Below are 23,854 nucleotides of genomic sequence, written 5' to 3' on the forward strand. Positions count from 1 at the left end.
ATGTAGCGTCGTCCTCGGGGAGGGGATGGCGGCATGAAGATCGGACTGGGACTCCCGGGCAACATCGCGGGAAGCACCGGGAACGACATCGTCGAGTGGGCCCGGGCCGGCGAGCAGCGAGGCTTCGACGCGCTCGCGGCGACCGACCGGTTCGCCTATCCGAGCCATGGCTGCTTCACCCAGCTCGCCGCCGCGGCGGCGGTGACGACCCGCCCTGAGCTGATGTCCAACATCATCCTCGGTCCGCTGTACCCCACCGGCGTCCTGCAGAAGCTCGCGGCCGACCTCGCCAGTCTCAGCGGCGGACGGTTCGTCGCCGGCATCGGCGTCGGCGGGCGGCCGGACGACTTCGTCGAGACCGGCGCGGCGATGGAGGGGCGCGGCGCCCGGCTCGACGCGACCCTCCAGGAGTTCGCCGACGTCACCACCGGTGGCACCAGCACCCGAGGCGGCACCGCCATCACCGGACAGTCGCACCCGATCCCGGTAGTCCTGGGCGGCACCGTCGCCGCGACATGGCGGCGCGTGGTCGCGTACGCCGACGGCTGGACCGCCGGGTCCTACCGCGACTACGACGCCGCCGGCCGCATCGCGGAGGACCTGCGGCGTCGGTGGACCGAGGCCGGACGAGCCGGCACCCCCCTGCTGATCGCCTGCTGCAACGTCGCTCTCCGCGAGCGCGAGCGAGGACGCGATCACGTGGGTTCTTACTACGCCGCCCACCCCGGTTTCGTCGACCGCGTCGTCGACGACCTCGTGACGACGGCCCGCGAGGCTCGCGACACCGTCCGGCGCTTCGGCGACCTGGGCTTCGACAGCGTGAACTTCCACGCCGCGGTGCCCGATCTCGACCAGGTGGAGAGGCTCGCCGACGCCGTCCTCGGCTGAAGGGAGCGATAGCCTTCGCGCAGGCCTCCGTAGCTCAATTGGATAGAGCCGTCGGTTTCTACCCGACTGGTTGCGGGTTCGACTCCTGCCGGGGGCGCCACCGTTTGCCGCGGCCACCCCGGGTACCGCCCGGGGATGGCGAACTCCGTGCTGACCACCGCTGCCGACCTCGCCGGCCGCGCGCTCGCGGCCGCGACCACCGGCATCGCCGCGCTGCGCCCGGCTGACAAGCCGCTGCACCCGGAGGGACAGACCTGGGCGGGCCGGCTGACCCGCGCCGGGAGCGAGGAGCGCACCGGGGTGGCGTGGCTCGACGAGCCCGGCGAGGACGAGGTGCTGGTGCGCACGTCCCGCGCGATCGGCCTGCCGGGGCCACTGCCGGACGTCGCGGGGCTGGCGCTGCGGGTCCGCACCGATCGCGACCGGTACGGCGACCTGCTGCTCGCGAGCACCGGGTGGGACCCGGTGAGCCGGCACCTGCTCGTGCCGGCGTGGCGTGCGGACCAGCCGCTGACCTGCCTGCTCCCCTACCGCAGCCCGGTCGGGCCGGTCGTGATCGGCGCGCGTCCGGTGGACGTGCGCGGCTACGAGCTGTCCTGGGCGCGGGTGGGCGGGGCGTGGCAGCACCTGGGCGTGCTGACCACCGAGCTCCCGCTGCCCGACGACGCGGAGGCGTCGTACGACCCGGTGACGAACCCGCTGCCGGGGCTGGAGCAGTACGCGTGGGTGAGCCACCTGCGCGAGCGCTCCTACGCGACCGCCCGGCGCCTGCGCGGCGGCTGAGGGCACGTACACTGGGGCGGACTCCTCAGACAAGTAGACAGGTCCCATGCCCCAGGTACGACGTGAGCCGCTCGCCGAGCAGGCCGCCGGGCTCCTCCTCGACCGGATCCGCGCCGGCGAGTGGCAGCTCGGCCAACGCCTGCCCGGGGAGACCACGCTGGCGCCGCAGCTCGGTGTGGGCCGGTCCACGGTGCGCGAGGCGATCCGCCAGCTGGCGGGCCGCGGGGTGCTGGCGAGCCGGCAGGGCGCGGGCGTGTTCGTGACGGCGCTGGACGCCCGCGAGGACTGGGACCTGGTGCTGCGCCGCGCCGACATCGCCTCCGTGCTGGAGGCGCGGATCGCGATCGAGGCGGAGGCCGCAGCGCTGGCGGCCGAGCGTCGTACGCCCACCGAGCTGCGGGCGATCTCCCGTGCCCTGGCCGGGCGCGCGCGGGGCGCGGAGAGCCTGGAGGAGCACGTGGACGCCGACATGGCGTTCCACCGCGCGGTCGTCGTCGCCGCCCACAACCCTCTGCTGGTGGGCCTGTTCGACGGCTTCGTGCCGCGGGTGCGCCAGACGATGGTGGAGATGCTGCGGCTCCGCGCCGACTTCGACGAGGACGCCGACCATCGCTTCCACCGACTGCTGCACGAGGCGATCGGCGCGCGCGACACGGCCGCGGCCGCCGACCTGAGCCGCCACCACCTGACGTCCCTGAAGGAGAGCATCGCGTGAACGCCCCCGTCGTCCTCGACCTCGCCGAGGTGACCTTCCGCCGCGGCGGCACCCAGATCCTGCACGGCATCGACCTGCGGGTCCGAGCCGGCGAGCACTGGGCGCTGCTCGGGCCGAACGGCGCCGGGAAGTCCACGCTGCTGGGCTTCTGCGGCGCGCACGTGCACCCGACGAGCGGCACCGTCGACGTGCTCGGCAAGCGCCTGGGCCGGGTCGAGCTCCAGGAGCTGCGCCGGGTGATCGGGCACGTCAACCCGCGCCATCCCCTGCAGTCGCGGCTCACGGTCCGTGAGGTCGTGCTCACCGGGTTGACCGGCACCATCGAGACCAAGATGCGCTGGGAGCCCACGCCCGAGGAGGTACGCCGCGCCGACGACCTCGTCGCCGAGGTCGGGCTCACCCACCGGGCCGACGCGCAGTGGCCGGGCCTGTCCCAGGGCGAGCGCGGGCGGGCGCTGATCGCCCGTGCGCTGGTGGCCGAGCCGCGGCTGCTGCTCCTCGACGAGCCGACGACCGGGCTCGACGTCGCAGCCCGCGAACAGCTGCTGGAGGTGCTCGACCGGCTGGCCCGGACCGCGCCCGAGGTCGCCTCGGTGCTGGTCACCCACCACCTGGAGGAGCTGCCGGTCTCCACCAGCCACGCGCTGCTGATCAGCCACGGCCGCACGGTCGCGGCCGGCGACGTCGCGAGCGCCGTCACCACCAGCACGATCACCCGCGCCTTCGAGCACCCGATCGAGGTCAGCCGGGACGGCGGCCGTTGGGCCGCGCGGGCGCTGCGGCCCGACGAGGCGGCCTGACGAGACGGCCTGACGAGGTGACCTGAGAGCGGACGGCCCCCGCGGGGAGGGTCGCGTGGGGCCGTCCGGACCGAGGGGCCTCAGGCGCGGTGGCGACCGGTCCGCTGCCGTGACCGCAGGGTCATCAGGGCACCGAGCACCAGCAGACCGCCTGCGAGGCCGAGCAGGCCACCCGACATCGGCGAGCCGGTGTCCGGCAGGGTGCCGTCCCCGGCCGAGGCGCCGCCGACGCCGGAGCCCGAGCCACCGGCGCCCGTGCCGGCACCTCCGTCCGTGCCACCGGTCCCGGTGTCGCCCGCTCCGCCCGGGCCACCCGGGCCGGTGGTGGGCTGGTCCGTGGGCTCGGTCGGGTCGTCCTGGGCCGCGATGAACCGGGTGCGGCCGTCGGTGGTGACGTCCAGCGAGGTCTCCTCGGAGAAGGAGGCGTAGTGCTGGCACTGCTCCCCCGCGACGCTGTGCGCACTCTGGTTCCAGCGCACCTTCTCCGTCGCGGCCGGGGTGCCGGTCACCTCCAGGGTGACGGCGCCCGGCGCGGTGCCGGTGACGCAGAGCTGGACCGTGCTCGTCCGCGTCGGGTCGTCTCCGCGGACGACGAGGGTGTCACCGTCGAGCGTGGCCGGGCCGCCGCACACGGCGAGCCGGCCGGCACCGGTCCTGCGGACCGTCAGGTCCTGCCCGTAGAGGTTGGTCGTCAGCGTGAAGCGCGCGACCTGGCCGACCTCGCGGGTGCCGCTCGGCGAGGCGAGCGTGAGGGTCGGGTCGCTCGGGATCCGGGCCAGGATGTCGTCCTGCTCGCTCTGCGGCAGGTTGGCGGCGCAGACCCCCTTGTCGTCGTACGGCGCGTCGGAGACGCACCACACGAGCAGCTGCAGCGCGCGGCGCTCCCAGGTGGTGCCGTCGGAGCGCGCCTGGGTGGCGTCGAGGGTGGTGTCCTGCGCACGGTCGAAGGAGTGCCCGTGCTGGATCAGGTAGGTGATCAGCTTCTCCTGGTCGGCGCTCAGCTTCTCGTTGCCCGGCTGCGGCAGCAGCGGGCCGACCGGGCTGCCGTCCTTGTCGACCAAGGCGCCGTCCTCGGCGGTGGTCCCGCACACGTGGAGCTTCAGGTCCGTGCAGTACATCCACTCCGCGACCGGGCCGCCGGTGCGGGCGTCGTGGTGCACCGCGCAGACCGGTGGCGCCGACTCGGCGTCGCTCTCGCCGTAGTAGTCGTAGAGGATCACCGCGTGGCCGGCGTTGTAGTCCTCCAGCCGCTTGCCCTTCACCCGGGTCAGGTCGCCGTAGGGACCGGGGGCGGCGGCCGGGTCGTCGATCGTCGTGCCGGCGCAGCGCGCGTTGAAGGCGGCGACCGGCGCGGGCGGGGTGTCGGCGAGGGCGGTCCGGGCGGTGGCGGGCACCAGGAGCAGGCCGAGCAGGACGGTGACGGCGTACGCCGCCGCGCGGATCGTGCGGAGCGCGGGCGCCAGAGGGGCGTGGTTCACAGAGGTGTCTTTCCCGAGAGGTAGGCGGTCGGAGCGGACCCACCCCACCACGCGGCATGTGACATAGCACCAGCCATAGGATGCTCCGGCACCGGATCCGGTACGCGGCGCGCCTCCCCCGCCGGGCCCACCGGACGTCGTAGAAAGAGGGAACGGCCCCGCGGGAGGTATGAGCCTCGTGGGGCCGAGGCCATCCCGGGGGAGGCTCAGCGGAAGGCGGACTCGCCGGTCAGCGCGCGGCCGATGACGAGCTGGTGCACCTCGGAGGTGCCCTCGTAGGTCAGCACCGACTCCAGGTTGTTGGCGTGCCTCATCACCGGGTGCTCCAGGGTGATCCCGGCCGCGCCGAGGATCGTCCGGCACTCCCGCGCGATCGCGATCGCCTCACGCACGTTGTTGAGCTTGCCGAGGCTGACCTGGTCCGCCGCGAGCCGGCCGGCGTCCTTGAGCCGGCCGAGGTGCAGCGCGAGCAGCATCCCCTTGCCGAGCTCGAGGGTCATGTCGGCGAGCTTCGCCTGGGTCAGCTGGTACGACGCCAGCGGCCTGTCGAAGATCTCCCGCTCCCCGGCGTAGGCGATCGCGGTCTCCAGGCAGTCGCGCGCCGCCCCGAGCGCGCCGAAGACGATCCCGAACCGGGCCTCGTCGAGGCACGACAGCGGCCCGCGCAGGCCGCGCACGTCCGGGAACACCGCGTCACCGGGCAGGCGCACCCCGTCGAGCACCAGCTCGGAGGTCACCGAGGCGCGCAGCGACATCTTCCGCTTGATCTCCGGGGCCGAGAAGCCCTCGCTGTCGGTGGGCACGACGAACCCGCGAACGCCCTCCGAGGTCTGCGCCCACACCACCGCGACGTCGGCGACCGAGCCGTTGGTGATCCACATCTTGGTGCCGCTCAGCACCCAGCCGTCGCCGTCGCGCACCGCCCGGGTGCGCATGCCGGCGGGGTTGGAGCCGAAGTCCGGCTCGGTGAGCCCGAAGCAGCCGATCGCCTCGCCGGTGGCCATCCGCGGCAGCCAGGTGTCCTTGTGCTCCGCCGAGCCCCACCGGTGGATCGCGAACATCGCCAGCGAGCCCTGCACCGAGACCAGCGAGCGCAGGCCGGAGTCGCCGGCCTCCAGCTCCAGGCAGGCCAGGCCGTACGCCGTGGCGCTGGTCCCCGCGCAGCCGTAGCCCTCCAGGTGCATGCCCAGCACACCCAGGCCGCCGAGCTCGCGGGCCAGCTCCCGGGCCGGGATCGCGGCCTCCTCGTACCACTGCGCCAGGTGCGGGCGGACCTTCGCGGCCACGAAGGCGCGCACGGTCTCGCGAATCGCCCGCTCCTCCTCGGAGAGGAGTCCGTCGATGTCGAACAGCTCGAAGGGCGTGCGGCTCATGCTCAGCCCGCGTAGGCGTCGATCTCGCCGAGCAGCCGCGCCTTCACCTCGTCGGGCGCGAAGGACGCGCGCACCGCCGCCCGCGACAGGTCCGCCAGCCCGGCCTCCTCGACTCCGAGCAGGTCGGCCGCGATCTCGTACTCCCGGTTGAGCGTGGTCCCGAACATCGGCGGGTCGTCGGAGTTGATCGTCACCACGACCCCCGCCTCGACGAAGGTGGGCAGCGGGTGCTCGGCCAGCGAGGCCACCGCGCGGGTCGCGACGTTCGACGACGAGCAGACCTCCAGCGGGATGCCGTGCTCGGCGAGGTGGGCCAGCAGCGCGGGGTCCTGGGCGGCCGACGTGCCGTGCCCGATCCGCTCGGCACCGAGGTCGCGCAGCGAGGTCCAGATCGTCTCCGGCCCGGTGGTCTCCCCCGCGTGCGGGACCGAGTGCAGCCCGGCGGCCCTGGCCGCGGCGAAGTGCGGCACGAACCAGTCCCGCGGCACGCCGATCTCCGGGCCGCCCAGCCCGAAGGCGACCAGGCCGTCGGGCGCGTGGTCGAGCGCGTAGCCCAGCGTCGCGTCGGCGGCCGGCACGCCGGACTCGCCCGGCACGTCGTAGATCCACCGCAGCACGAGCCCGAAGTCCCGCTCGGCGGCGAGCCGGGCGTCCTCGATCGCCTCCGTGTAGGCCTCGATCGGCATGCCCCGCTCGGGGTCGTCCGGCAGCACCGAGGTGTACGGCGTGCAGGTGAGCTCGGCGTAGCGCACCGCCTGTCCCTCGGCGAGCTCCCGGCCGATCTCGTAGGTCAGGTAGCGCACGTCCTCGGGCGTGCGGACCAGGTCGACGACGGCGAGGTAGACCTCGATGAAGTGGGCGAAGTCGCGGAAGGCGAAGAAGTCACGGAGCAGCGCGGGGTCCGAGGGCACCGTGCCCGGGTGGCGCTCCGCCAGCTCGGACACGATCCGCGGGGAGGCCGACCCGACGTGGTGGACGTGCAGCTCGGCCTTCGGCAGTCCCGCGATGAAGTTGCTCAGCACGGTCGTCACTCAAGCGCGTCGACGAGGTTCTTCGCAAGGTCGTCGACGGTGCGGCCGTCGTCGAACACCTTGCCGTCGAGCAGGATCGTCGGCGTGCCCTGGACGTTGTTGGCGGTGGCCTCCTGGGTCGCCTTGGTGACCCAGTCCTTGTTGCTGACGTTCTTGATCGCGTCGGCGACGTCGGACTCGGTGGCGCCGGCCTCCACGGCGAGGGCGACCAGGTCGTCGTTGGTGACCGAGTCGCCGGAGTCCTCGGCGGGCTGGTTCTCGTAGAGCAGGTCGTGGAACTTCTTCGCGACCTCGGGGCCGGACTTCTCCAGCACCACGGAGAACGCGCTGGCGGCGCGGATCGGGTAGTCGCCGACCCGGCCGCTGAGCAGGTCGAAGGGGCGGTACTCGACGAGCACCTTGCCGTCCTCGGCCAGCTTGGTCAGGTCGTCGCGGGTGCGCGACTCCAGCTCGCCGCAGAAGGGGCAGATGAAGTCCTCGTAGATGACCACCGTGTGCGGTGCGTCCTTCTTGCCGATCGTGACGCCGAAGTCGCTGGAGCCCGCGTCGGAGACGGTGACCTCCTTCTTGTTCAGGACACTGACGAGCACCGCACCACCGACGATGACGATCATCGCGAGGACGACGCCGCCGATCGTCAGGATCCGGCGGCGGGACTCCCGCCTCGCCTGCGCGGCCCGCTCCTCGGCAGCCCGCTGGGCCCGCTCGTTGGCCTTCGACATCAGTCTCCCTCTCCTTGGGTGGTGCGCGCGGTGCGCGGCCGGAACAGCACGGAGTCCAGCGCCAGGCGGGTCCGCCCGACGTACACGACGAGGATCGAGGCGGCCAGCAGCGCGACGTCGCGCGCGATCTCCCAGGGGTACGACGACGCCGCCCCCGGGTCGGAGCCGCCCCCGCCGAAGCAGCCGCAGTCGATCTCGATGCCGCGCGCCCACACCGAGGCGATGCCGACGATGAAGGCCACGAACAGCAGCGACGACAGCACGGCCGCGCCGCGGGTGAGCACGCCGAGGACCAGCGCCAGGCCGATGACCAGCTCGAGGCCGGGCAGGGCGACGCCGACGGTCTCGGCGAGCGAGGACGGCAGCAGCTGGTAGGCGCGGACCGCGGCGATGCTGGCGTCCGGCTGGGTGATCTTCAGCGCGCCGGCGACGATCCACACGCCACCGGTCACCAGCCGGGCGAGCAGACCCACCCAGGCCAGTCCTCCGTTCACGCCGCCGAGACTAGTGGCCGCCACTGAGCGGCTCCTGAGAAGCGCCCGGCGCCGTCGTACCCGGGCAGGCGTAGGGTGCTCCCTCGTGAACGAACGACTGGTCTGGATCGACTGCGAGATGACCGGGCTCGACCTCGAGAACGACGCCCTCATCGAGATCGCCGCGCTGGTGACCGACTTCGACCTCAACGTCCTCGGCGAGGGCGTCGACCTCATCGTCAAGCCGCCCGCGGAGGCGCTGGACCAGATGATCGAGTTCGTCCGGAACATGCACGAGACCTCCGGCCTGCTCGCCGAGCTCGACGGCGGGGTGAGCCTGCGCGAGGCCGAGGAGCAGGTGATGGCCTACCTGCGCGAGCACTGCGCGCCCGACAGCCGTCCGGCGCTGGCCGGCAACTCGGTCGCCACCGACCGCGGGTTCGTCGCGCGCGACATGTCCGAGCTGGACGCCTTCCTGCACTACCGGATCGTCGACGTCTCCTCGATCAAGGAGCTGTCGAAGCGGTGGTTCCCGCGGGCGTACTTCAACGCCCCCACCAAGCGCGGCAACCACCGCGCGCTCGCCGACATCCAGGAGAGCATCGAGGAGCTGCGCTACTACCGCGACACCGTCTTCGTCCCGCTCCCCGGCCCCGACGCCGACGCCGCCAAGGCCGCGGCCGCCCGCCACGGCGGCTCGATCACCGGGCTCGGCGTGGCTGCGACGGATACCGATTCCTAGTTCCGGACCGAGTGCGTCTACACTCGTCCCGCTGCCCGGCACGCCCGGGACGGCCCTGGTGGGTATAGCTCAGCTGGTAGAGCGCCGCCTTGTGGTGGCGGATGTCGCGGGTTCAAGTCCCGTTACTCACCCCAAGGAGCCGGCCGGACTCGATCGAGTCCGGCCGGTTCGTCTTTTTCGCCCTCGCCCCACTGCGGCCGCGATCTCTGACTATAGTCAGAGAATGCTCACCGACGTCCTCCGCCGCTTCAACCGGACCTACACCCAGCGCATCGGCGTGCTCGACGACTCCTTCCTCGGCACCGGGCGCCCGCTGGCGGTCTCCCGGCTGCTCCACGAGATCGGCAGCGGCGGACCGGCGAGCGTGCGGGACCTGCGCGAGCGGCTCGACCTCGACTCCGGGCACCTGTCGCGGATGCTGCGCCGCCTGGAGGAGGAGGGCCTGGTCGCGACCGTCGTCGACCCCGGTGACCGGCGGCGCCGGGTCGTGGAGCTGAGCCCCTCCGGCCAGCAGGCGTACGACGACCTGGAGCGCCGCTCCGAGGACCGGGCCGCCACGCTGGTGGCCCCGCTGACCCCGCGCCAGCAGGAGCGGCTCGCCACGGCGCTGGGCACCGCGGACCTCCTGGTCCGGGCGGCGACCGTGCGGCTGCGCGAGGTCGCCTCCGACGACCCGGTGGCCCAGGAGGCGACCCGGCGCTACGTCGCCGAGCTGGACCGCCGCTTCCCCGGCGGCTTCGACCCGGGCGGCCCGGACGCGCCGGAGCCCGGGGCGAGGTACGTCGTGGCGACCTCGGACGGCGCACCGGTGGCCTACGGCGGCATCCGGCCGGTGCTCGACGAGCGCACCGCGGAGGTCAAGCGGATGTGGGTCGACGGCGCGTGGCGCGGCGCCGGCCTCGGTGCGCGGATGCTGCGGCACCTGGAGGACCTGGCGCGGGAGCAGGGCTACGGGCGGGTCGTGCTCGACACGAACGGCACCCTGACCGAGGCGATCGCGATGTACGAGCGGGCCGGCTACACGCGGGTCGAGCGCTACAACGACAACCCCTACGCGGAGGCGTTCTTCGCGAAGGAGCTGTCCTCCGTCAGCTGATCCCACGCGGTGACGATCGGCAGCAACCGGCCCTCGACCCACGCGTCGAGCTGGTCGGCGTAGTGCTCTCCGGGCACGCCGCAGGCCCCGGTCGGCACCACCCAGCCCCCGGCCTCCCGGTCGGCGAGGTCCCACACGTAGCGGGCCACCGCGCCCCGGGTCGCGGCGTCGCTGATGGCAGGCCACGAGCCCATCGTGCGCACGGCGTCCTGGTCGCCGGAGACGGGCAGGAAGGGGATGCCGGCCTCGAAGCCGTACGACGCGAGCGCGTGCGCCGGAGTGGCCCGGTGGGTCGTCCCCCAGGTGTCCGGCACGTCGGCGAGGTCGTCCAGCGCTGCCCGAGCGAGCGCGAGCAGGTCGATCCCGAAGGGCGGGCGGCCGGCGAGGGCCTCCTCGGCGAGCGTCGGCAACGCCAGCGCGAGCTGCGCGACCGGGTCGAGCGAGGCCCGGAACAGCGGGCCGTGGTCGTGCGCCGGGCCCGGCGTCGCGAGCGGCGCCAGCGCGGGTTCGTCGGCCAGGCGTCGTACGAGCGCCGAGCGCCAGGCCGCGAACCGCGCGGCCGGGGCCGAGTCGGCGGCCATCACACCGTCGAAGTCGTCGAAGGCGCCCGGCACCAGCCGGGTCAGGACCGCCACCGTCGGCAGCAGCGCGTCGTCGTGGATCGCCTCGAAGTCCGCGCGGTCCAGGCCACGTCTCTCACCGAGCAGCTCCCGGATCCGCCGCGCCCGGTACGGCGGCGAGAACGACGAACCGATCGCGTCGCTCTCCGGCCCGCGCCGCTCGTTGGCGGTGACGACCACCTCGTCGGGACCGGCGTCGGCCCGGTTCGGCGAGCCGAGCCAGCCCGTCCACGTGCCGTCGGCGTCACGGACCGGGACCCGGCCGGCGATGCGGTAGCGCAGCGCGCCGCCGCGATCGGCGACCACCAGGTTGTTGACGGGCTCGACCCAGTGCTCGAAGGCGGCGTCCACGTCGTCGACGGTGCGCGCCCGCAGCAGCGGCAGCAGCGCGTCGAAGCCGAGCTCGCCGAGCACCCAGGAGGCCGTGCGCACGGTGAGCCCGCCGGCGAGGGGCAGCCCGTCCTCGACGAGGTCCTGGTAGTCGGCGCAGGCGTTGGTGATCGCCCACGCCACCTCGCCGGCGTGCGCGAAGTGCTGGACGCCGGGCATGCCGACGAAGGTGTAGCCGAGCACGTCGAAGGTGTCGTCGGGGTCCTCGCACACCAGCCGCACCTGCTGGTAGATCCCCGGCTGCTCGATCGTGCGGTGCGGGTCGCCGCCGATCAGCGGGAAGCCCGACGCCGTGCGCTCCCCGCCGGCCATCCAGGCGTTGCTGCCGGCGACCTGCAGGCCCTCGTGGGTGAGCAGGCGGGCGTCCTCGCCGAGGACCTCGTGGGCCAGCCGCAGCCACAACGCCTGGCCGATGCCGCCGAAGAGCACCTGCTGGGCGAGGTGGGTGGCCATCGGCGTCCACGGCTCCCACTCCCCGGGCCGGTGACCGAGGTGGACCAGCTCGGGGACCTCGGCGGGGTCGAACCGGGCCAGGGCGGCGTTCACCCCGTCGGCGTACGACGCGGTGAAGGCCCGCGTCTCCGGGGCGCACGCGGCGAACGCGCGCCGGGCCGTCTCCTCGACCTCCACCCGGCGGGCGAAGTCATCCCACGCCTCGGCGAGCTCGCCGCCGAGGACCGCTGCGGTCCCGCTCGTCGCGCGCAGCCGCAGCCACTCCAGCTGCCAGGCCCGGTCCGCGACGGTGACCCGGCCCTGGGCGTGCGCGAGGTCGGTGACCGTCGCGGCACGCAGGTGCGGGACGCCGTACGGGTCGCGGAAGAGGTGGGCCATGGACCGCAAGGCTACGACGCGCGCAGCCGCGCCAGCACCGCGACGGCGTCGCGCAGCGCCTCGACCTCGACGGCGGCGGCCGTCTCCTCCGCCCAGGCCCGCCGCCGGGGCTCGATCCGCGCCAGTGCCTCCCGGCCACGGGAGGTGAGCGCGACGAGGAAGGTGCGCTGGTCGGTCCCGTCCGTGCGGGACAGGTGGCCGCTGCGCTCCAGTCGCGCGACGCTCTCCCGGATCGACTGGCGCGCCACCCCGCGCCGGCGGGCGATCTCGGCCGGGCTGAGCGGACCGTCCTGCAGCGCGCCGAGCACCAGCCAGCGCGCGGCGCTCAGGTCCTCGGGGCCGGTGATCGCATCGCCCGCCTCGGTGAACCGGCCGGCCAGCGCGAAGACGTGGTCGACGAGTGCCGTGAGCAGGTCGTCGGCCTCAGCCACGCGCGCCCACCAGGCAGACGAGGTGCCCGTCCGGGTCGCGGACGACGGCCTGGCGCTCGCCCCAGGGCTGGTCGGCCGGCGGGTCGACCACGACCCCGCCGGCGCGCGCCCAGGTCGCGGACGTCGTGTCGACGTCCGCGACCCGGAGGCTCAGCGCGACCGCCCGGTCGCTCGGCGCCGTGGGTCGTTCGTGGAGCAGGACCTCGACCGGGCCGTCGCCGAGACGGGTCATCGGGCCGGACCGCTCGACGGGGAGGCCGAGCAGGTCGCCGTAGAAGCGCAGGGCGGCCTCGGTCGAGGCGACGGACACGATCACCCGGTGCAGCACGCTCATGCCGCCACTTTGACAGGTGCCTGTCAATCAGGCAACCGGCAGTCCGAAGCGCCCCTTCTGGAAGTCCTCGTACGCCGCGAGCACCTCGGCCTTGGTGTTCATCACGAACGGCCCGGCCCACGCGATCGGCTCGCGGATCGGCTGGCCGCCCACGACCACCACGTCGAGCCGCGGCGAGCGGCTCTCCTGCCGCTCGTCGGCGGCGATGGTGACGAAGTCGCCCGCGCCGAGGACGGCGGTCTGGCCGGTGCGCAGCGCCGTGGCGTCGGTCGCGCCGACCGTGCCGGAGCCGTTGAGGACGTAGACCAGCGCGTTGTGGTCGACGTTCCACGGCAGCTCCAGGCGGGCGCCGGGCTCGAGCGTGGCGTGCACCAAGGTCATCGGGGTGTACGTCGACCCGGGGCCGTCGTGCCCGCCGACGCGACCGGCGATCACCCGGACCAGCGCGCCGGCGTCCGGCGTCGTCAGCAGAGCGACCTCGCCGGAGCGGATGTCCTGGTAGCGCGGGTCGTTGGTCTTGGAGTCGCGCGGCAGGTTCACCCAGAGCTGGATGCCGTGGAACAGGCCGCCCTGCTGCACCAGCCACTCCGGCGGCGCCTCGATGTGCATGATGCCGCGGCCGGCGGTCATCCACTGCGTGTCGCCGTCGGTGATCGTGCCGCCGCCGCCGTGGTTGTCCTGGTGGTCCATGACCCCGTCGATCATGTAGGTCACCGTCTCGAAGCCGCGGTGCGGGTGCCACGGCGTGCCCTTGGGCTCGCCCGGCGCGTACTCCACCTCGCCCATCTGGTCCATCATGATGAACGGGTCGAGGTGCTTGATGTCGATGCCCGCGAAGGCGCGGCGGACCGGGAAGCCCTCCCCCTCGTAGCCCTGCGGAGCAGTGGTGACCTGCCAGACCGGGCGCGGCTGGTCGCCGAGCCCCGGCGCGCTCAGGCGCGGCAGGACGGTCAGGTCGTCAACGGTGATCGCGGGCATCTCGCCCACCTCCTGGGGTTTCAACCGGTATTGGTTGCCGTGTCAACTATATCCCCTGCCGATCCATTCCGCATAGGGTCGGGAGCATGACCCGCTACGACGTCGTCGTCGTCGGCGGCGGCCACAACGGCCTGACCGCTGCCGCCTACCTCGCTCGCGCGGGGCTCTCCGTGCTCGTCCTCGAGCGCCTCCCCCACGTCGGCGGCGCGGCCGTCTCGACCCAGGCTTTCCCGGACTTCCCGACCCGGCTCTCGCGCTACTCCTACCTCGTCTCGCTGCTCCCCCGGCAGGTCGTCAGCGACCTCGGGCTGGACCTCGACCTGGTGAGCCGCCCCACGGCGTCGTACTCACCGGTGGTGCGCGAGGGCCGTGCCACCGGGCTCTACGTCGAGCGCGACGAGGGCGCTGCCACCCGGGCGTCGTTCCGCGAGGTCACCGGATCCGACGCGGCGTACGACGCCTGGCGGGCCTTCTACGCCGGTGTCTCCGGGCTGGCGGCGGCCGTCGCCCCCACCCTGACCCGGCCGCTCGGCACCGACGCCGCGCTGCGCGAGCAGGTGGACCCCGAGATCTGGCGCGACGTGGTCGAGCGCCCGCTCGGCGAAGCGGTCGAGCGCCGCTTCGACGACGACCTGGTCCGCGGCGTGGTGGCCACCGACGCGCTGATCGGGACCTTCGCGTCCCTGCACGACCCGAGCCTGGTGCAGAACCGGTGCTTCCTCTACCACCTGATCGGCGACGGCACCGGCGAGTGGCGGGTGCCCGTCGGCGGGATGGGCGCGGTCACCGACGCCCTGTGGCGGGCGGCCGCCGGGGCCGGCGCGTCGATCGTCACCGGCGCGGGCGTGAGCGCGATCCGCCCGGGCGGCTCCGGCGACGGCGCCGAGGTGCGGTGGCACGACGGAGCCCGCGAGCACACCACCTCCGCCCGGTTCGTGCTGCCGAACGTCGCGCCGTGGGTGCTGCGGATCCTGCTCGGCGAGGGCGAGGACCCCGCCACCAAGCCCGAGGGCGCCCAGCTCAAGATCAACGTCCTGCTGGCCCGGCTGCCGCGGCTGCGCTCCGGGATCGACCCCGAGCGGGCCTTCGCCGGCACCCTGCACCTCGCCGAGTCCGCCACCGAGCTGGAGGCCGCCTGGGCCGCCGCGGCCGGCGGCGCCCTCCCCGACCCGCTGCCCGGGGAGGTCTACTGCCACTCGCTCACCGACGCCTCGATCCTCGGCGACGTCCCACCGGGCACGCACACGCTGACCTACTTCGGGCTGCACACCCCCGCCCGCCTCTTCGCCGACGACCCCGCGGCCACGAAGGCGGAGGCCGTGCGCCGTGCGATCGCCGCCCTCGACGCCGTGCTGGACGAGCCGATCGACGCGGTCGTCCTGCGCACCCCGTCCGGTGAGCCCTGCATCGAGGCCAAGATCCCCCAGGACGTCGAGGCGGACCTGGCCATGCCCGGCGGCCACATCTTCCACGGCGACCTGGAGTGGCCCTGGGCACCGGCCCGCGCCCGGCTGGAGTCGCCGGCCGAGCGCTGGGGCGTCCAGACGTCGTACGACGACGTGCTGCTGTGCGGCTCCGGCGCTCGGCGCGGCGGCGCCGTCAGCGGGCTGGGCGGCCACAACGCGGCCCAGGCGGTGCTGGAGCTGCGCTGAGTGGCTCCCGATTTCGCCGGCCGCGCGGGGCGCTGGTAATGTTTCACCTCGCGTTCACCGCATGCGCCATTAGCTCAATTGGCAGAGCAGCTGACTCTTAATCAGCGGGTTCGGGGTTCGAGTCCCTGATGGCGTACCGCAGCGAGAGGCCCGGTCGGAAGACCGGGCCTCTCGGCGTTTCCAGGCGGTGCTGAGACCGGTCCCACAGGCATCCCCCGCCTGCGCGCGGGTACTGGTGCGATCGTGAACGACCGCAGCGACATCGCCGCCGCTCTCACCGAGGCGGCACAGTCGATCAACGCCCACCGCTCCCTCGACCACACCCTCGACGCCATCGTGCGCGCCGCGCAGCAGACCGTGCCCGGCTTCGACCACGTCGGCATCTCGGTGGTGCACGGCAACGGCGGCGGTGGGCGGATCGAGACCCGGGCCGGCACCGGGCCGCTGGTGTGGGACGTCGACGAGCTGCAGTACAAGCTGCATGAAGGTCCGTGCTACGACGCCATCACCAACGGTGGCGTCACGGTGATGGACGACATCGCGAGCGAGCACCGCTGGCCGCAGTACGTCGTCGAGGTGGCCCAGCTCGGGCTGCGGGCCCAGATGGGCCTGCAGCTCTACACCGCCGACGGCGCGCTGGGCGGGCTGAACTTCTACGCCCTGCAGCCGGGCGTCGACCCGGACGCGATCCAGCTGGCGGAGCTGTTCGCGGCGCACGCGGCGATCGCCCTGGGCCACGCCCGCCACCAGCACCAGCTCAAGGAGTCGGTGGCCTCGCGGCAGGCGATCGGGACGGCGGTCGGGATCATCATGGAGCGCTACCGGATCCCGGAGTCGCGCGCCTTCCAGTTCCTCGTGCGGGCGTCCTCGACGAGCAACGTCAAGCTGCGCGAGGTCGCGCAGGAGGTCGTCGACACCACCAACGCCGAGCTGGACAAGGCGGGCGACGCGACCGCGGGCTGAGGTCAGGGTGCCGGCCGGACGGCGTCGAGGGGCAGCCAGGACGTCGAGACCCGGCCCTCCCGCTCGAAGGTCACCAGCAGCGAGGTGCCGTCGGCGTTGGCCTTCAGGACGAGGCCGGGGACGGACTCGCCGTCGAACTCGACCAGGACAGGACTGTTGGGCTGCACAGGGCTCCCCAGGGCATCGAGGGTCGCCACGACCCACCTGGCAGCCCGCGTCCTGAACCGCTCAAGGAAAGACTAGCGGGCCGCGCCGACAGCCCACGCTGGTGCCCGCGCGCTACGACACGAGGCCCGGCCGGGCCGTGTGGTGGGCGACCAGCTCCTCGGCGGCCGTGACGGCCTCGTCCTGGAGCTCCGGCGGGTCCACGACGAGGGCGTCCGGGCCGGCGACGAGCAGCAGCCGCCCGACCCGCGGCCCGACCGGTGGGAGCAGCTCGAGGTCGACCTCGGCGTGCTCGTGGTCGTCGCGGACGAAGGTGACCCGCTCGGCATAGAAGTCCGCCACCCAGCGCGCGCTCTGCGGCAGCACCACCTTGACCCGGGTGGTCGCGCGCTGCGCGGCGAGCAGCTCCTCGACGTCGGCGGGGACCTCGAAGGTGCGCTCGAGCACCTCGACGGAGCGGATGTTGGAGAGCAGGTAGGTGCGCAGGCTCCCGTCGGGCCCGACCGGGCCGGCGTCGACCTCCCAGCCGCGGCGGGTCTGGACCAGGTGGTAGGGCTCGATCTCCCGCTCGGAGACGCCCGGGCGCCAGGCCCGGGAGTAGACGACGCGCACGGCGCGGCGCTGCTCGCGGGCGCGCTGGAACTGCGGCAGCAGCCGGTTCCAGTCCGCGACCGCGGGCTCCGCGGGCTCGGCCGTCTCCGGCGCGCCGAACATCGTCTCGGCCAGCACGTCGATGGCGTCGGCCAGCTCGGTGTTGCCGGGCTCGATGTCGAGCAGGGCCAGCGCGGCGGTGTAGACGTGGCCGAGCTCGCCGGCGTCGACGTACTCCACGCCGAGGTCGACCGGACCGTCGGCCGCGATCCGGACGATGCCCGCGGTGCCGGGGTCCTCCGCGGTGCCCTCGGGGCCGAGGAACTCCAGCACCTCCGGCCGCGCCGAGAGCCACTCCGCGGCGAGGTCGGCGGTGTAGAAGGCGAGCAGGTCCTCACGCAGCTCGGCGACGGTGGTGCCGAAGTCGGCGGCGAGGGTCTCCAGCGCGACGCCCTCGGGGTGACGGGCCAGGTGCTCGAAGACCTGGGGCAGACGGGCGATCCGGGCGACGTAGCGCGGCGGGGTGCTCACCGCACCGCCTCCAGCGCGGCGACCAGCTCGGCGCGCACCTCGTCCGGCCCGACGATGACGACCCGCCGGCCGAGCTCGACGAGCCGGCTGCGCAGGGCCTCGCGGTTCGTGACCCGGTAGCGCAGCAGCGTCGTGTCGCCGTCGCCGGGCGCGACCGACAGCGGCTCGCCCAGCCAGCGTCGTACGTCGGGGACGTAGTGGTCCGGCGCGGCCAGGGTGACCTCCACGGGCGGGTCGACCTCCCATGCCATCGGGTGCAGCCCGTGGTGCCGCGCGGCGGGCAGCCGGCGGGCGCTGCCGACCTCGTCGGCGTGGGCGTCGAGCATCCGCGAGACGACGAAGGTCTTCAGCCGCTCGGCCGGGTCGCCGTCCTCGACCCCGCGCAGGTACCAGGTGCCGACCTGGTTGCGCAGCGACTCCGGGTGCACCACCCGCGGGGTGCCCTTGTAGCCGAAGCGGAGCACCTGGTGGTCGCGCACGGCGTCCACGACCAGGCTCAGCGCCTCCGGCGGCACGGCGTTGAGGGCCGCGCCGGCGGGGGTCGGCGCCGCAGCGGGCTCGGGCAGCCCGAGCCGGCGGGCCAGGTCGCTGCGGTCGGCGAGCTGGACGGCGCGGCGCAGCGCGGCCTGCTGGCCGGGCGTGAGCCGGACCCGCAGCCGGTTGTCGACGGTGGTCATCCGGTAGTGGGCGGGCTCGCCGGTGCCGGCGAGGTTCTCGATGTGCCAGCCCTGGTTCTCCAGGTGCCGGATCTCGCGGCTGATCTGGGTCCCGGGGTCGGCGAGACCTTCGAACCCCGCCGCCCGGATCAGGGTCTCCGCGCTGACCCCGGCGTCGGCCCGGGCCTGCAGCAGGGCGGCGATCCGCACCAGGCGCTCCATCGGAGCACGCTGACCACGACCGACCCCGTTGACCACGTCGTCCCTCTCGTGCTGGCTGCTCGCTGCCTACTCGAACGCCCCGTGGCGCCCGGCGCCACCGGCGAAGCGGGACGCACCGTCGAGGGTATCGGCGGCCAGCGAGGCCAGGCCGTGCCGCCACTCCGCGGCGATCGCCGCGTCCAGGTCCAGCCCGTGCTGCTCGTACGACGAGAGCCGGTCCTCGCGCAGGCAGGTCTGCGGGAACGCCGCGAGCTGGGCGGCCAGGGCCAGCGCCTCCTCGCGCGCCGCGCCGGGTGCGGTGACCCGGTTGGCCAGGCCCATCCGCAGCGCCTCCTCGGCCCCGACCTCGCGACCGGTGAGGATCAGGTCGAGCGCGTGGGAGTGCCCGATCAGCCGCGGCAGGCGCACCGTGCCGCCGTCGATGAGCGGCACGCCCCAGCGCCGGCAGAAGACGCCGAAGGCCGCCGCGGGGTCGACGACCCGCAGGTCGCACCAGGTCGCGAGCTCGAGGCCGCCGGCCACGGCGTACCCCTCGACCGCGGCGATGACCGGCTTCGACAGCAGCATCCGGGTCGGGCCCATCCCTGCCGGACCCTCGCCGGGCCCGCCCACGTCGACCCGGCCCTCGGCGACCGCCTTGAGGTCGGCGCCCGCACAGAAGACGCCGCCCGCGCCGTGCAGCACCGCCACCGACGCCGACGCATCCGCGTCGAACTCCGTGAACGCCTCGGTCAGCAGCCGGGCGTGCTCGGCGTCGACGGCGTTGCGCACCTCGGGGCGCGACAGCGTGACGAGCGTGACCGGACCGTGCTTCTCCACCTCGACCGACATGCGGCCGAGGCTAGTGGGTCAGCTGCCGGCGAGGTCGACGGTCCGCACCAGCGCGGCGTCCACCTGGGCCGGCGTCCACGGGAACTCGACCCACTTCTCCTCCGAGAACAGCTTGGTCTGGTCCGAGGACCACGGTGAGGCCGGGTCCTCGTACTGGCTGTAGGTGAGGATGGTGCGGGCGTCGACGCTGCCGTCGGCGAGATAGCTGATCGCCTGGATGTGCGAGGAGCCGTAGCTGACCGGCTTGTAGCGGTCGGTGTTCGACGGCGGGTTGCGCGAGGCGAGCGCGTTGGCGTTGCCGGCGAGGTCGCCGTTGCCGCCCCCCAGGGGGTACGCCGGCGCGCCCCGGTCCCCCGCGACCTGGAGCGAGCCCCAGGGCGCGTCGAAGGCGACGCCGGCGTCGCGCACGGCGTCGATCGCGGCCTGCATCGCCTTCACGACGCCGGCATCGGTCTTCAGCCCACGCGGGGTGTTGAGCGGGTCCTTCGGGTCGAAGGGGACCGTCCACAGGTTGTAGCCCGTGGGCGCCCGCTCCACGAACGCCTCGAACAGGTGCGTGCCGACCGAGGTGACGTCCGAGTGGCCGTCCCACGCCTTCAGCACGGCGCAGGCCTGCGATTCCCCGGTCTTCGCGCAGACCTCGTCGAGCTTTCCGCCGGCCCTCATCACCTCGGCGGCACGCACCCGGTTCTCGTGCTCGTGGCCCCGCAGCGTCGCCGGCGTCTCCTTGCCGACGGCGAGCCGGTCCACGACGTACTGCTGCACCATCCGGGTCCGCATCGTCCGCGCGCACTTCTCGCAGCCGATGATCGAGGCGTAGCCCTCGAGACGGACCTTGTCGTTGGGTGTCCAGTACGAGTCGTTGGCGTTCATCACCCAGTCCCGCCGGAAGACGGCGGGCAGGTTGGCCGGGCCCAGGATCCCCGGCCGTTGCGCGTCGGCGTCCGTGCCCCACTTGCACAGGCCGTCGGCGAGCAGTCCGTTGAGGCCGGGCAGCCCGGCCACGGTCTTGAGCAGCAGCCCGACCGGCGTCAGGCAGCGCGCCACCAGCGCGTCCGGGACGTTCGGGACCACGCTGTGGTCGGCGTAGAGCACCTCGCCGGTGCGGTCGGCGGCCGTGGTGTTGACCCAGGGCATCCCGCCGCCGGCGTCCTGCTTCGCGAGCAGGTCGCGGCTGCTGGTGGCCTCACCCATGGCGAGGAAGGTGTCGATGGTGCGCAGCTGCTCGGCGTTGGCGTCGCGGATCGCCCAGAAGCTGATCGGCGACCAGCCCATGAACTGCGACGGGCTGTCGATGACGTAGCCCTGCGGGGTGCGCCACAGGTCCTCGCGCACGTTCCTCACCGAGCCGTCGGGCTGCTTCACCGCGACGTCGACGAAGCGCTGCTCAGCCTTGCGGAGCAGGCCGTTGGCCGAGAGGTAGAGCGGACCGGGGCCGAGGGTGAGGTACTCGTAGGGCGTGAAGCGGTAGGCCGTGGAGACGGTGTGGCTCCAGGCGACGTCCTTGTTCCAGCCGATGTTGACGACGGGCGAGCCGATCAGCGAGGCACCCGCGACGTCGTACTGCCCGGGGATGGTGAGGTGCTGCTGGGTGAACTTGTAGCGCCCGGACCAGGGGAAGTGCGGGTTGCCGAGCAGCAGCCCGCGCCCGGTCGAGCTGGCGTCGCCGCCGATCGCGGTCGCGTTGGAGCCGAAGTCGGAGTCCTGGCCCAGCGACGTCAGCAGGGCGTCCTTGTCGACCTTCGCGGCGTACGCCGCCACCTCGGAGGTCTTCGTCGGCAGCGGCAGGTCGATGCCGAGGTCCGGCAGGCCGAGGTCGTCGAGCGTCGGCGGCCCGGCCTCGACGATCTCCTTGATGAAGTGGCCCGAGGAGGCGATCAGGTTGGCGAGGTAGACGCCGTACCAGAGGTCGAGCTCGGTGGCGTCCGGCTTGATCCACGCCTGGCCCGCGCAGGCCGGGTCGGTGACCTGGTTCTCCCGCAGCCAGCGGTTGATGCCGGCCGTGTAGCCCTTGACCATCTCCTTGGCGCGGGCGCTCGGGCCGGCGGGCGAGGCGAGCAGGCCCTCGACCACCTTGCGGTTGTGCAGGTCGGTGACGAACGCGTCGACCTCGAGGTTGGTGGCGTCCACGGCCACCCCGTCGGCGTACCGGCCGGTGCCGCCGAGGTAGCGCGAACGCTCCCCGCGGGCGGTGAGCACGGTGTCGGCGAGGTTGCAGATCGAGGAGGCGGCGGTCGCCCAGCCGCTGCCGTAGCCCAGCGAGCCCCAGTCGGCGGCCGTGACGTGCGGGATGCCGTGCTCGGTGATCTTCACCGTGGCCTGGTACGGCGACGCGGCCGCCCCGGTCCCGGGCCGGGCGGTCCCGTCCGGCCCGGCCACGGCGAGGGCGGGCACCGCCAGGGCGGCGGCGAGCAGCGTCAGCAGTCGGGGGGAACGCACATCGGGTGCAACGGCGGCACCCGGTGTGCGTTACGTCACAGCCAGGGGATTTCTGCGGAGGGTTCTACAGGTAGAGGCCGGCGGACTCGTCGCCGAGCCGCTCGGCGGCCACCGCGTTGATGTCGCGCTCGCGCATCACGACGTAGACCTCGCCGGAGACCTCGACCTCCGCCTTGTCCTCGGGGTCGTAGAGCACCTTGTCGCCGACCGCGACCGCCCGGCAGTGCGGGCCGACCGCGACCACGCGCGACCAGGCCAGCCGGCGCGCGCCCATGGCGGCGGTGGCCGGGATGACGATGCCGCCCGAGGAGCGGCGCTCGCCCGCCTCGGTGTCGGTCTCGCACAAGATGCGGTCGTGCAGCATCTTGATCGGTGTCTTGTCGGACACGGTCCCGGGGTCAGCGGGTGATCTTGCGGACCACCACGAAGAGCGCGATCACGCCGACGACGGCGCCCACGGTCTTCAAGATGTTGTCCGTGCGCGGCTCGCCGGTGCCGGCGTCGACGTAGTGCGCCTTCACCTGGGCGACCTCGCGGCTCACGATCGTCTTGGGGTGCGACCGGTACAGGAGCTGGTCGATGGTGCCCGCCAGACGCTCACGGGCCTCCTCGATCTCGCGCTCGATGTCAGAGGGAGTGTCACTCACCCTGGCAGGCTATCAATGCTGATCGAGCGGGGGTCGAAGCCCCAGGGCAGTTCCAACCGGTGGGCACGCATCAGGGCCTCGTCGGTCAGCACGTCGTAGGTGCGTCCGTCGGCCACCACGCGGCCCCCGCTGAGCACCACCGAGCGCGGGCAGAGCTCGAGGGCGTAGGGCAGGTCGTGGGTCACCATCAGCACGGTCACGTCCAGCCCGCGCAGGATGTCGGCGAGCTCGCGGCGCGAGGCGGGATCCAGGTTGGAGCTGGGCTCGTCGAGCACCAGGATCTCCGGCTCCATCGCCAGCACGGTCGCCACCGCGACCCGGCGGCGCTGGCCGAAGGAGAGGTGGTGCGGCGGCCGGTCGGCGAACTCCGCCATCCCGACCTGCTCCAGGGCGTCCATCACCCGCTGGTCGAGCGCCGTCCCCTTGAGCCCGAGGTTGGCGGGGCCGAACGCGACGTCGGCACGCACCGAGCCCATGAAGAGCTGGTCGTCGGGGTCCTGGAAGACGATGCCGACCCGGCGCCGGATCTCCAGCAGGTTCTTCTTCGTCACCGGCAGCCCGCTGACCGCGACGCTGCCCTCGCCGTGGCCGGACTCCGCGGACAGGATGCCGTTGAGGTGCAGCACCAGGGTGGTCTTGCCGGCGCCGTTGGGGCCGAGCAGCGCGACCCGCTCGCCGTGGTGGACGTGCAGGTCGACCCCGAACAGGGCCTGGTGGCCGTCGGGGTAGGCGAAGGCGACGCCGCGCAGGTCGAGGACAGGGGTCACCGGGCGGCCCGCTCGGGCTCGGGGAGGCGGCCGTCGTACCCGCGCGACAACATGGCGAGGTGCACCCGCTCCCCCCTCTCGTAGGACCGCACGAACAGCGCCCCGAGCGTACGGGCCAGCGCCGGCCAGTGCCGCGGCGACCGGGGGTCCACGCCACGCGAGCGCATCGCGGTGGTCATCCGGCCGAGGTCGGCGGTGACCACGTCGAGGTAGCGGACCATGAAGGACATGATCTGCACCAGCAGGTCCGGGAAGCGCAGCCGCTGGAGACCGCGCAGCACGTCGTTCGGCTCGGTGGTCGCGGCCAGGGTGAGCGAGGCGAGCACGCCGAGGGTGCCCTTGACGGCCAGGCCCCACGCGGCCACCAGGCCGGACTCGGAGACGGTGACGTCCCACCCCCACGGCAGCGGTACGGCGACCCGCGGGCCCTCCGCGACGAACGGGATCAGCGCCGCGAACACCAGGAAGGGCACCTCGATCACCATCCGCGGCAGCAGGTAGGTGAACGGGACCCGGGCCAGGGCGACCACGCCCAGGATGATCGCGAGGTGGACGGCGAAGGCGGCATACCACTCCCGGGGGGTGGCGACGACGAGCAGCACGAACGCCAGCAGCGCCAGCACCTTCAGGTAGGCCGGCGCGCGGTGGACGACGGAGTGCCCGTGGAAGTGCAGCCGGTGGCCGTGCCCCGCGCCCATCCTCCGC

Annotated in this window: 26 protein-coding genes and 3 tRNA genes; 11 read left to right on the plus strand and 18 right to left on the minus strand. The window is 73.5% G+C overall.

Annotation, left to right across the window (positions count from 1 at the left end; genetic code table 11):
- Positions 1-33 precede the first annotated feature (33 nt).
- From MRBLML1_RS08270 to MRBLML1_RS08290, 5 genes are all read left to right on the plus strand, one after another.
- Entirely contained in the window at positions 34-888 is an 855-nt protein-coding gene (locus tag MRBLML1_RS08270; RefSeq protein ID WP_364514133.1) for an LLM class flavin-dependent oxidoreductase, read from the plus strand.
- A gap of 23 nt (positions 889-911) precedes the next feature.
- Positions 912-988 (plus strand) — tRNA-Arg (locus MRBLML1_RS08275).
- 35 nt (positions 989-1,023) lie between these two features.
- Positions 1,024-1,671, plus strand: coding sequence for a hypothetical protein (locus MRBLML1_RS08280; protein ID WP_364514135.1), 648 nt, complete (start codon positions 1,024-1,026; stop codon positions 1,669-1,671).
- Positions 1,672-1,717: 46 nt separating this feature from the next.
- Complete coding sequence (locus MRBLML1_RS08285) at positions 1,718-2,386, plus strand: FadR/GntR family transcriptional regulator (protein WP_364514138.1); 669 nt, start codon at positions 1,718-1,720, stop codon at positions 2,384-2,386.
- Complete coding sequence (locus tag MRBLML1_RS08290; RefSeq protein ID WP_364514141.1) at positions 2,383-3,186, plus strand: ABC transporter ATP-binding protein; 804 nt, start codon at positions 2,383-2,385, stop codon at positions 3,184-3,186. The genes MRBLML1_RS08285 and MRBLML1_RS08290 overlap by 4 nt, the downstream gene beginning before the upstream one ends.
- Before the next feature lie 80 nt (positions 3,187-3,266).
- On the opposite strand, the gene MRBLML1_RS08295 is transcribed toward MRBLML1_RS08290, so the two are convergent.
- The 5 genes from MRBLML1_RS08295 to MRBLML1_RS08315 form a co-directional block, all read right to left on the minus strand.
- Entirely contained in the window at positions 3,267-4,664 is a 1,398-nt protein-coding gene (locus MRBLML1_RS08295; protein ID WP_364514144.1) for a hypothetical protein, read from the minus strand.
- A gap of 206 nt (positions 4,665-4,870) precedes the next feature.
- Complete coding sequence (locus MRBLML1_RS08300) at positions 4,871-6,037, minus strand: acyl-CoA dehydrogenase family protein (RefSeq protein ID WP_364514147.1); 1,167 nt, start codon at positions 6,035-6,037, stop codon at positions 4,871-4,873.
- Positions 6,038-6,039: 2 nt separating this feature from the next.
- A complete protein-coding gene (locus MRBLML1_RS08305; RefSeq protein ID WP_414691241.1) occupies positions 6,040-7,056 on the minus strand; it encodes an adenosine deaminase in 1,017 nt (338 codons plus the stop codon).
- Between the two features lie 8 nt (positions 7,057-7,064).
- Positions 7,065-7,790 (minus strand): DsbA family protein, encoded by a 726-nt coding sequence (locus tag MRBLML1_RS08310; RefSeq protein ID WP_364514151.1) that lies wholly within the window; start codon positions 7,788-7,790, stop codon positions 7,065-7,067.
- Complete coding sequence (locus tag MRBLML1_RS08315; RefSeq protein ID WP_364514153.1) at positions 7,790-8,284, minus strand: MauE/DoxX family redox-associated membrane protein; 495 nt, start codon at positions 8,282-8,284, stop codon at positions 7,790-7,792. The genes MRBLML1_RS08310 and MRBLML1_RS08315 overlap by 1 nt, the downstream gene beginning before the upstream one ends.
- A gap of 85 nt (positions 8,285-8,369) precedes the next feature.
- Here MRBLML1_RS08315 and orn point away from each other — a divergent pair, with 85 nt between their 5' ends.
- From orn to MRBLML1_RS08330, 3 genes are all read left to right on the plus strand, one after another.
- Positions 8,370-9,005 (plus strand): oligoribonuclease, encoded by a 636-nt coding sequence (gene orn, locus MRBLML1_RS08320; protein ID WP_364514154.1) that lies wholly within the window; start codon positions 8,370-8,372, stop codon positions 9,003-9,005.
- Positions 9,006-9,063: 58 nt separating this feature from the next.
- A tRNA-His gene (locus MRBLML1_RS08325) sits at positions 9,064-9,139 on the plus strand.
- Between the two features lie 89 nt (positions 9,140-9,228).
- Entirely contained in the window at positions 9,229-10,101 is an 873-nt protein-coding gene (locus tag MRBLML1_RS08330; protein WP_364514156.1) for a helix-turn-helix domain-containing GNAT family N-acetyltransferase, read from the plus strand.
- On the opposite strand, the gene MRBLML1_RS08335 is transcribed toward MRBLML1_RS08330, so the two are convergent.
- From MRBLML1_RS08335 to MRBLML1_RS08350, 4 genes are read right to left on the minus strand one after another with little or no spacing between them, the layout of a single operon-like run.
- On the minus strand, positions 10,056-11,942 hold the full coding sequence (locus MRBLML1_RS08335; RefSeq protein ID WP_364514159.1) for a penicillin acylase family protein: 1,887 nt from the start codon (positions 11,940-11,942) through the stop codon (positions 10,056-10,058). The two genes, MRBLML1_RS08330 and MRBLML1_RS08335, sit on opposite strands and share 46 nt — an antisense overlap.
- An 11-nt stretch (positions 11,943-11,953) precedes the next feature.
- Positions 11,954-12,373 (minus strand): MarR family winged helix-turn-helix transcriptional regulator, encoded by a 420-nt coding sequence (locus tag MRBLML1_RS08340; RefSeq protein WP_364514162.1) that lies wholly within the window; start codon positions 12,371-12,373, stop codon positions 11,954-11,956.
- Positions 12,366-12,707: a VOC family protein gene (locus MRBLML1_RS08345; protein ID WP_364514165.1), complete on the minus strand. Its 342-nt coding sequence runs from the start codon at positions 12,705-12,707 to the stop codon at positions 12,366-12,368. The genes MRBLML1_RS08340 and MRBLML1_RS08345 overlap by 8 nt, the downstream gene beginning before the upstream one ends.
- Positions 12,708-12,734: 27 nt before the next feature.
- Positions 12,735-13,685, minus strand: coding sequence for a pirin family protein (locus MRBLML1_RS08350; protein WP_364514168.1), 951 nt, complete (start codon positions 13,683-13,685; stop codon positions 12,735-12,737).
- An 86-nt stretch (positions 13,686-13,771) separates the two neighbouring features.
- On the opposite strand from MRBLML1_RS08350, the gene MRBLML1_RS08355 reads away from it, so the two are divergent.
- The 3 genes from MRBLML1_RS08355 (at position 13,772) to MRBLML1_RS08365 (ending at position 16,300) form a co-directional block, all read left to right on the plus strand.
- Positions 13,772-15,337 carry a phytoene desaturase family protein gene (locus tag MRBLML1_RS08355; RefSeq protein ID WP_364514170.1) on the plus strand — a complete coding sequence of 522 codons (1,566 nt, stop codon included), beginning with the start codon at positions 13,772-13,774 and terminating at the stop codon, positions 15,335-15,337.
- 63 nt (positions 15,338-15,400) lie between these two features.
- Positions 15,401-15,473 (plus strand) — tRNA-Lys (locus tag MRBLML1_RS08360).
- A 107-nt stretch (positions 15,474-15,580) separates the two neighbouring features.
- Positions 15,581-16,300, plus strand: coding sequence for a GAF and ANTAR domain-containing protein (locus MRBLML1_RS08365; RefSeq protein WP_364514173.1), 720 nt, complete (start codon positions 15,581-15,583; stop codon positions 16,298-16,300).
- A gap of 2 nt (positions 16,301-16,302) precedes the next feature.
- Here the strand turns inward: MRBLML1_RS08365 and MRBLML1_RS08370 are convergent, their stop codons facing one another.
- The 9 genes from MRBLML1_RS08370 to cbiQ all read right to left on the minus strand — a co-directional run bounded on the left by MRBLML1_RS08370 (position 16,303) and on the right by cbiQ (position 23,847).
- Entirely contained in the window at positions 16,303-16,497 is a 195-nt protein-coding gene (locus tag MRBLML1_RS08370) for a hypothetical protein (protein WP_364514175.1), read from the minus strand.
- Positions 16,498-16,579: 82 nt separating this feature from the next.
- Positions 16,580-17,587 (minus strand): helix-turn-helix transcriptional regulator, encoded by a 1,008-nt coding sequence (locus MRBLML1_RS08375; RefSeq protein ID WP_364514178.1) that lies wholly within the window; start codon positions 17,585-17,587, stop codon positions 16,580-16,582.
- On the minus strand, positions 17,584-18,465 hold the full coding sequence (locus MRBLML1_RS08380) for a helix-turn-helix transcriptional regulator (protein WP_364514181.1): 882 nt from the start codon (positions 18,463-18,465) through the stop codon (positions 17,584-17,586). The genes MRBLML1_RS08375 and MRBLML1_RS08380 overlap by 4 nt, the downstream gene beginning before the upstream one ends.
- Before the next feature lie 66 nt (positions 18,466-18,531).
- Positions 18,532-19,296 carry a crotonase/enoyl-CoA hydratase family protein gene (locus MRBLML1_RS08385; protein WP_364514183.1) on the minus strand — a complete coding sequence of 255 codons (765 nt, stop codon included), beginning with the start codon at positions 19,294-19,296 and terminating at the stop codon, positions 18,532-18,534.
- An 18-nt stretch (positions 19,297-19,314) separates the two neighbouring features.
- Positions 19,315-21,735, minus strand: coding sequence for a penicillin acylase family protein (locus MRBLML1_RS08390; RefSeq protein WP_364514185.1), 2,421 nt, complete (start codon positions 21,733-21,735; stop codon positions 19,315-19,317).
- 64 nt (positions 21,736-21,799) lie between these two features.
- On the minus strand, positions 21,800-22,099 hold the full coding sequence (locus tag MRBLML1_RS08395) for a GroES family chaperonin (protein WP_364515619.1): 300 nt from the start codon (positions 22,097-22,099) through the stop codon (positions 21,800-21,802).
- A 34-nt stretch (positions 22,100-22,133) separates the two neighbouring features.
- Positions 22,134-22,382: a DUF3618 domain-containing protein gene (locus MRBLML1_RS08400; RefSeq protein WP_364514188.1), complete on the minus strand. Its 249-nt coding sequence runs from the start codon at positions 22,380-22,382 to the stop codon at positions 22,134-22,136.
- Positions 22,379-23,149, minus strand: a complete 771-nt coding sequence (locus tag MRBLML1_RS08405; protein WP_364514191.1) for an energy-coupling factor ABC transporter ATP-binding protein — start codon at positions 23,147-23,149, stop codon at positions 22,379-22,381. Before MRBLML1_RS08405 ends, MRBLML1_RS08400 begins: the two co-directional genes overlap by 4 nt.
- Complete coding sequence (gene cbiQ / locus MRBLML1_RS08410; protein ID WP_364514194.1) at positions 23,146-23,847, minus strand: cobalt ECF transporter T component CbiQ; 702 nt, start codon at positions 23,845-23,847, stop codon at positions 23,146-23,148. The genes MRBLML1_RS08405 and cbiQ overlap by 4 nt, the downstream gene beginning before the upstream one ends.
- Between the last annotated feature and the right edge of the window lie 7 nt (positions 23,848-23,854).

This window comes from Nocardioides sp. LML1-1-1.1 (genome assembly GCF_040676175.1).
Lineage (GTDB): Bacteria > Actinomycetota > Actinomycetes > Propionibacteriales > Nocardioidaceae > Nocardioides.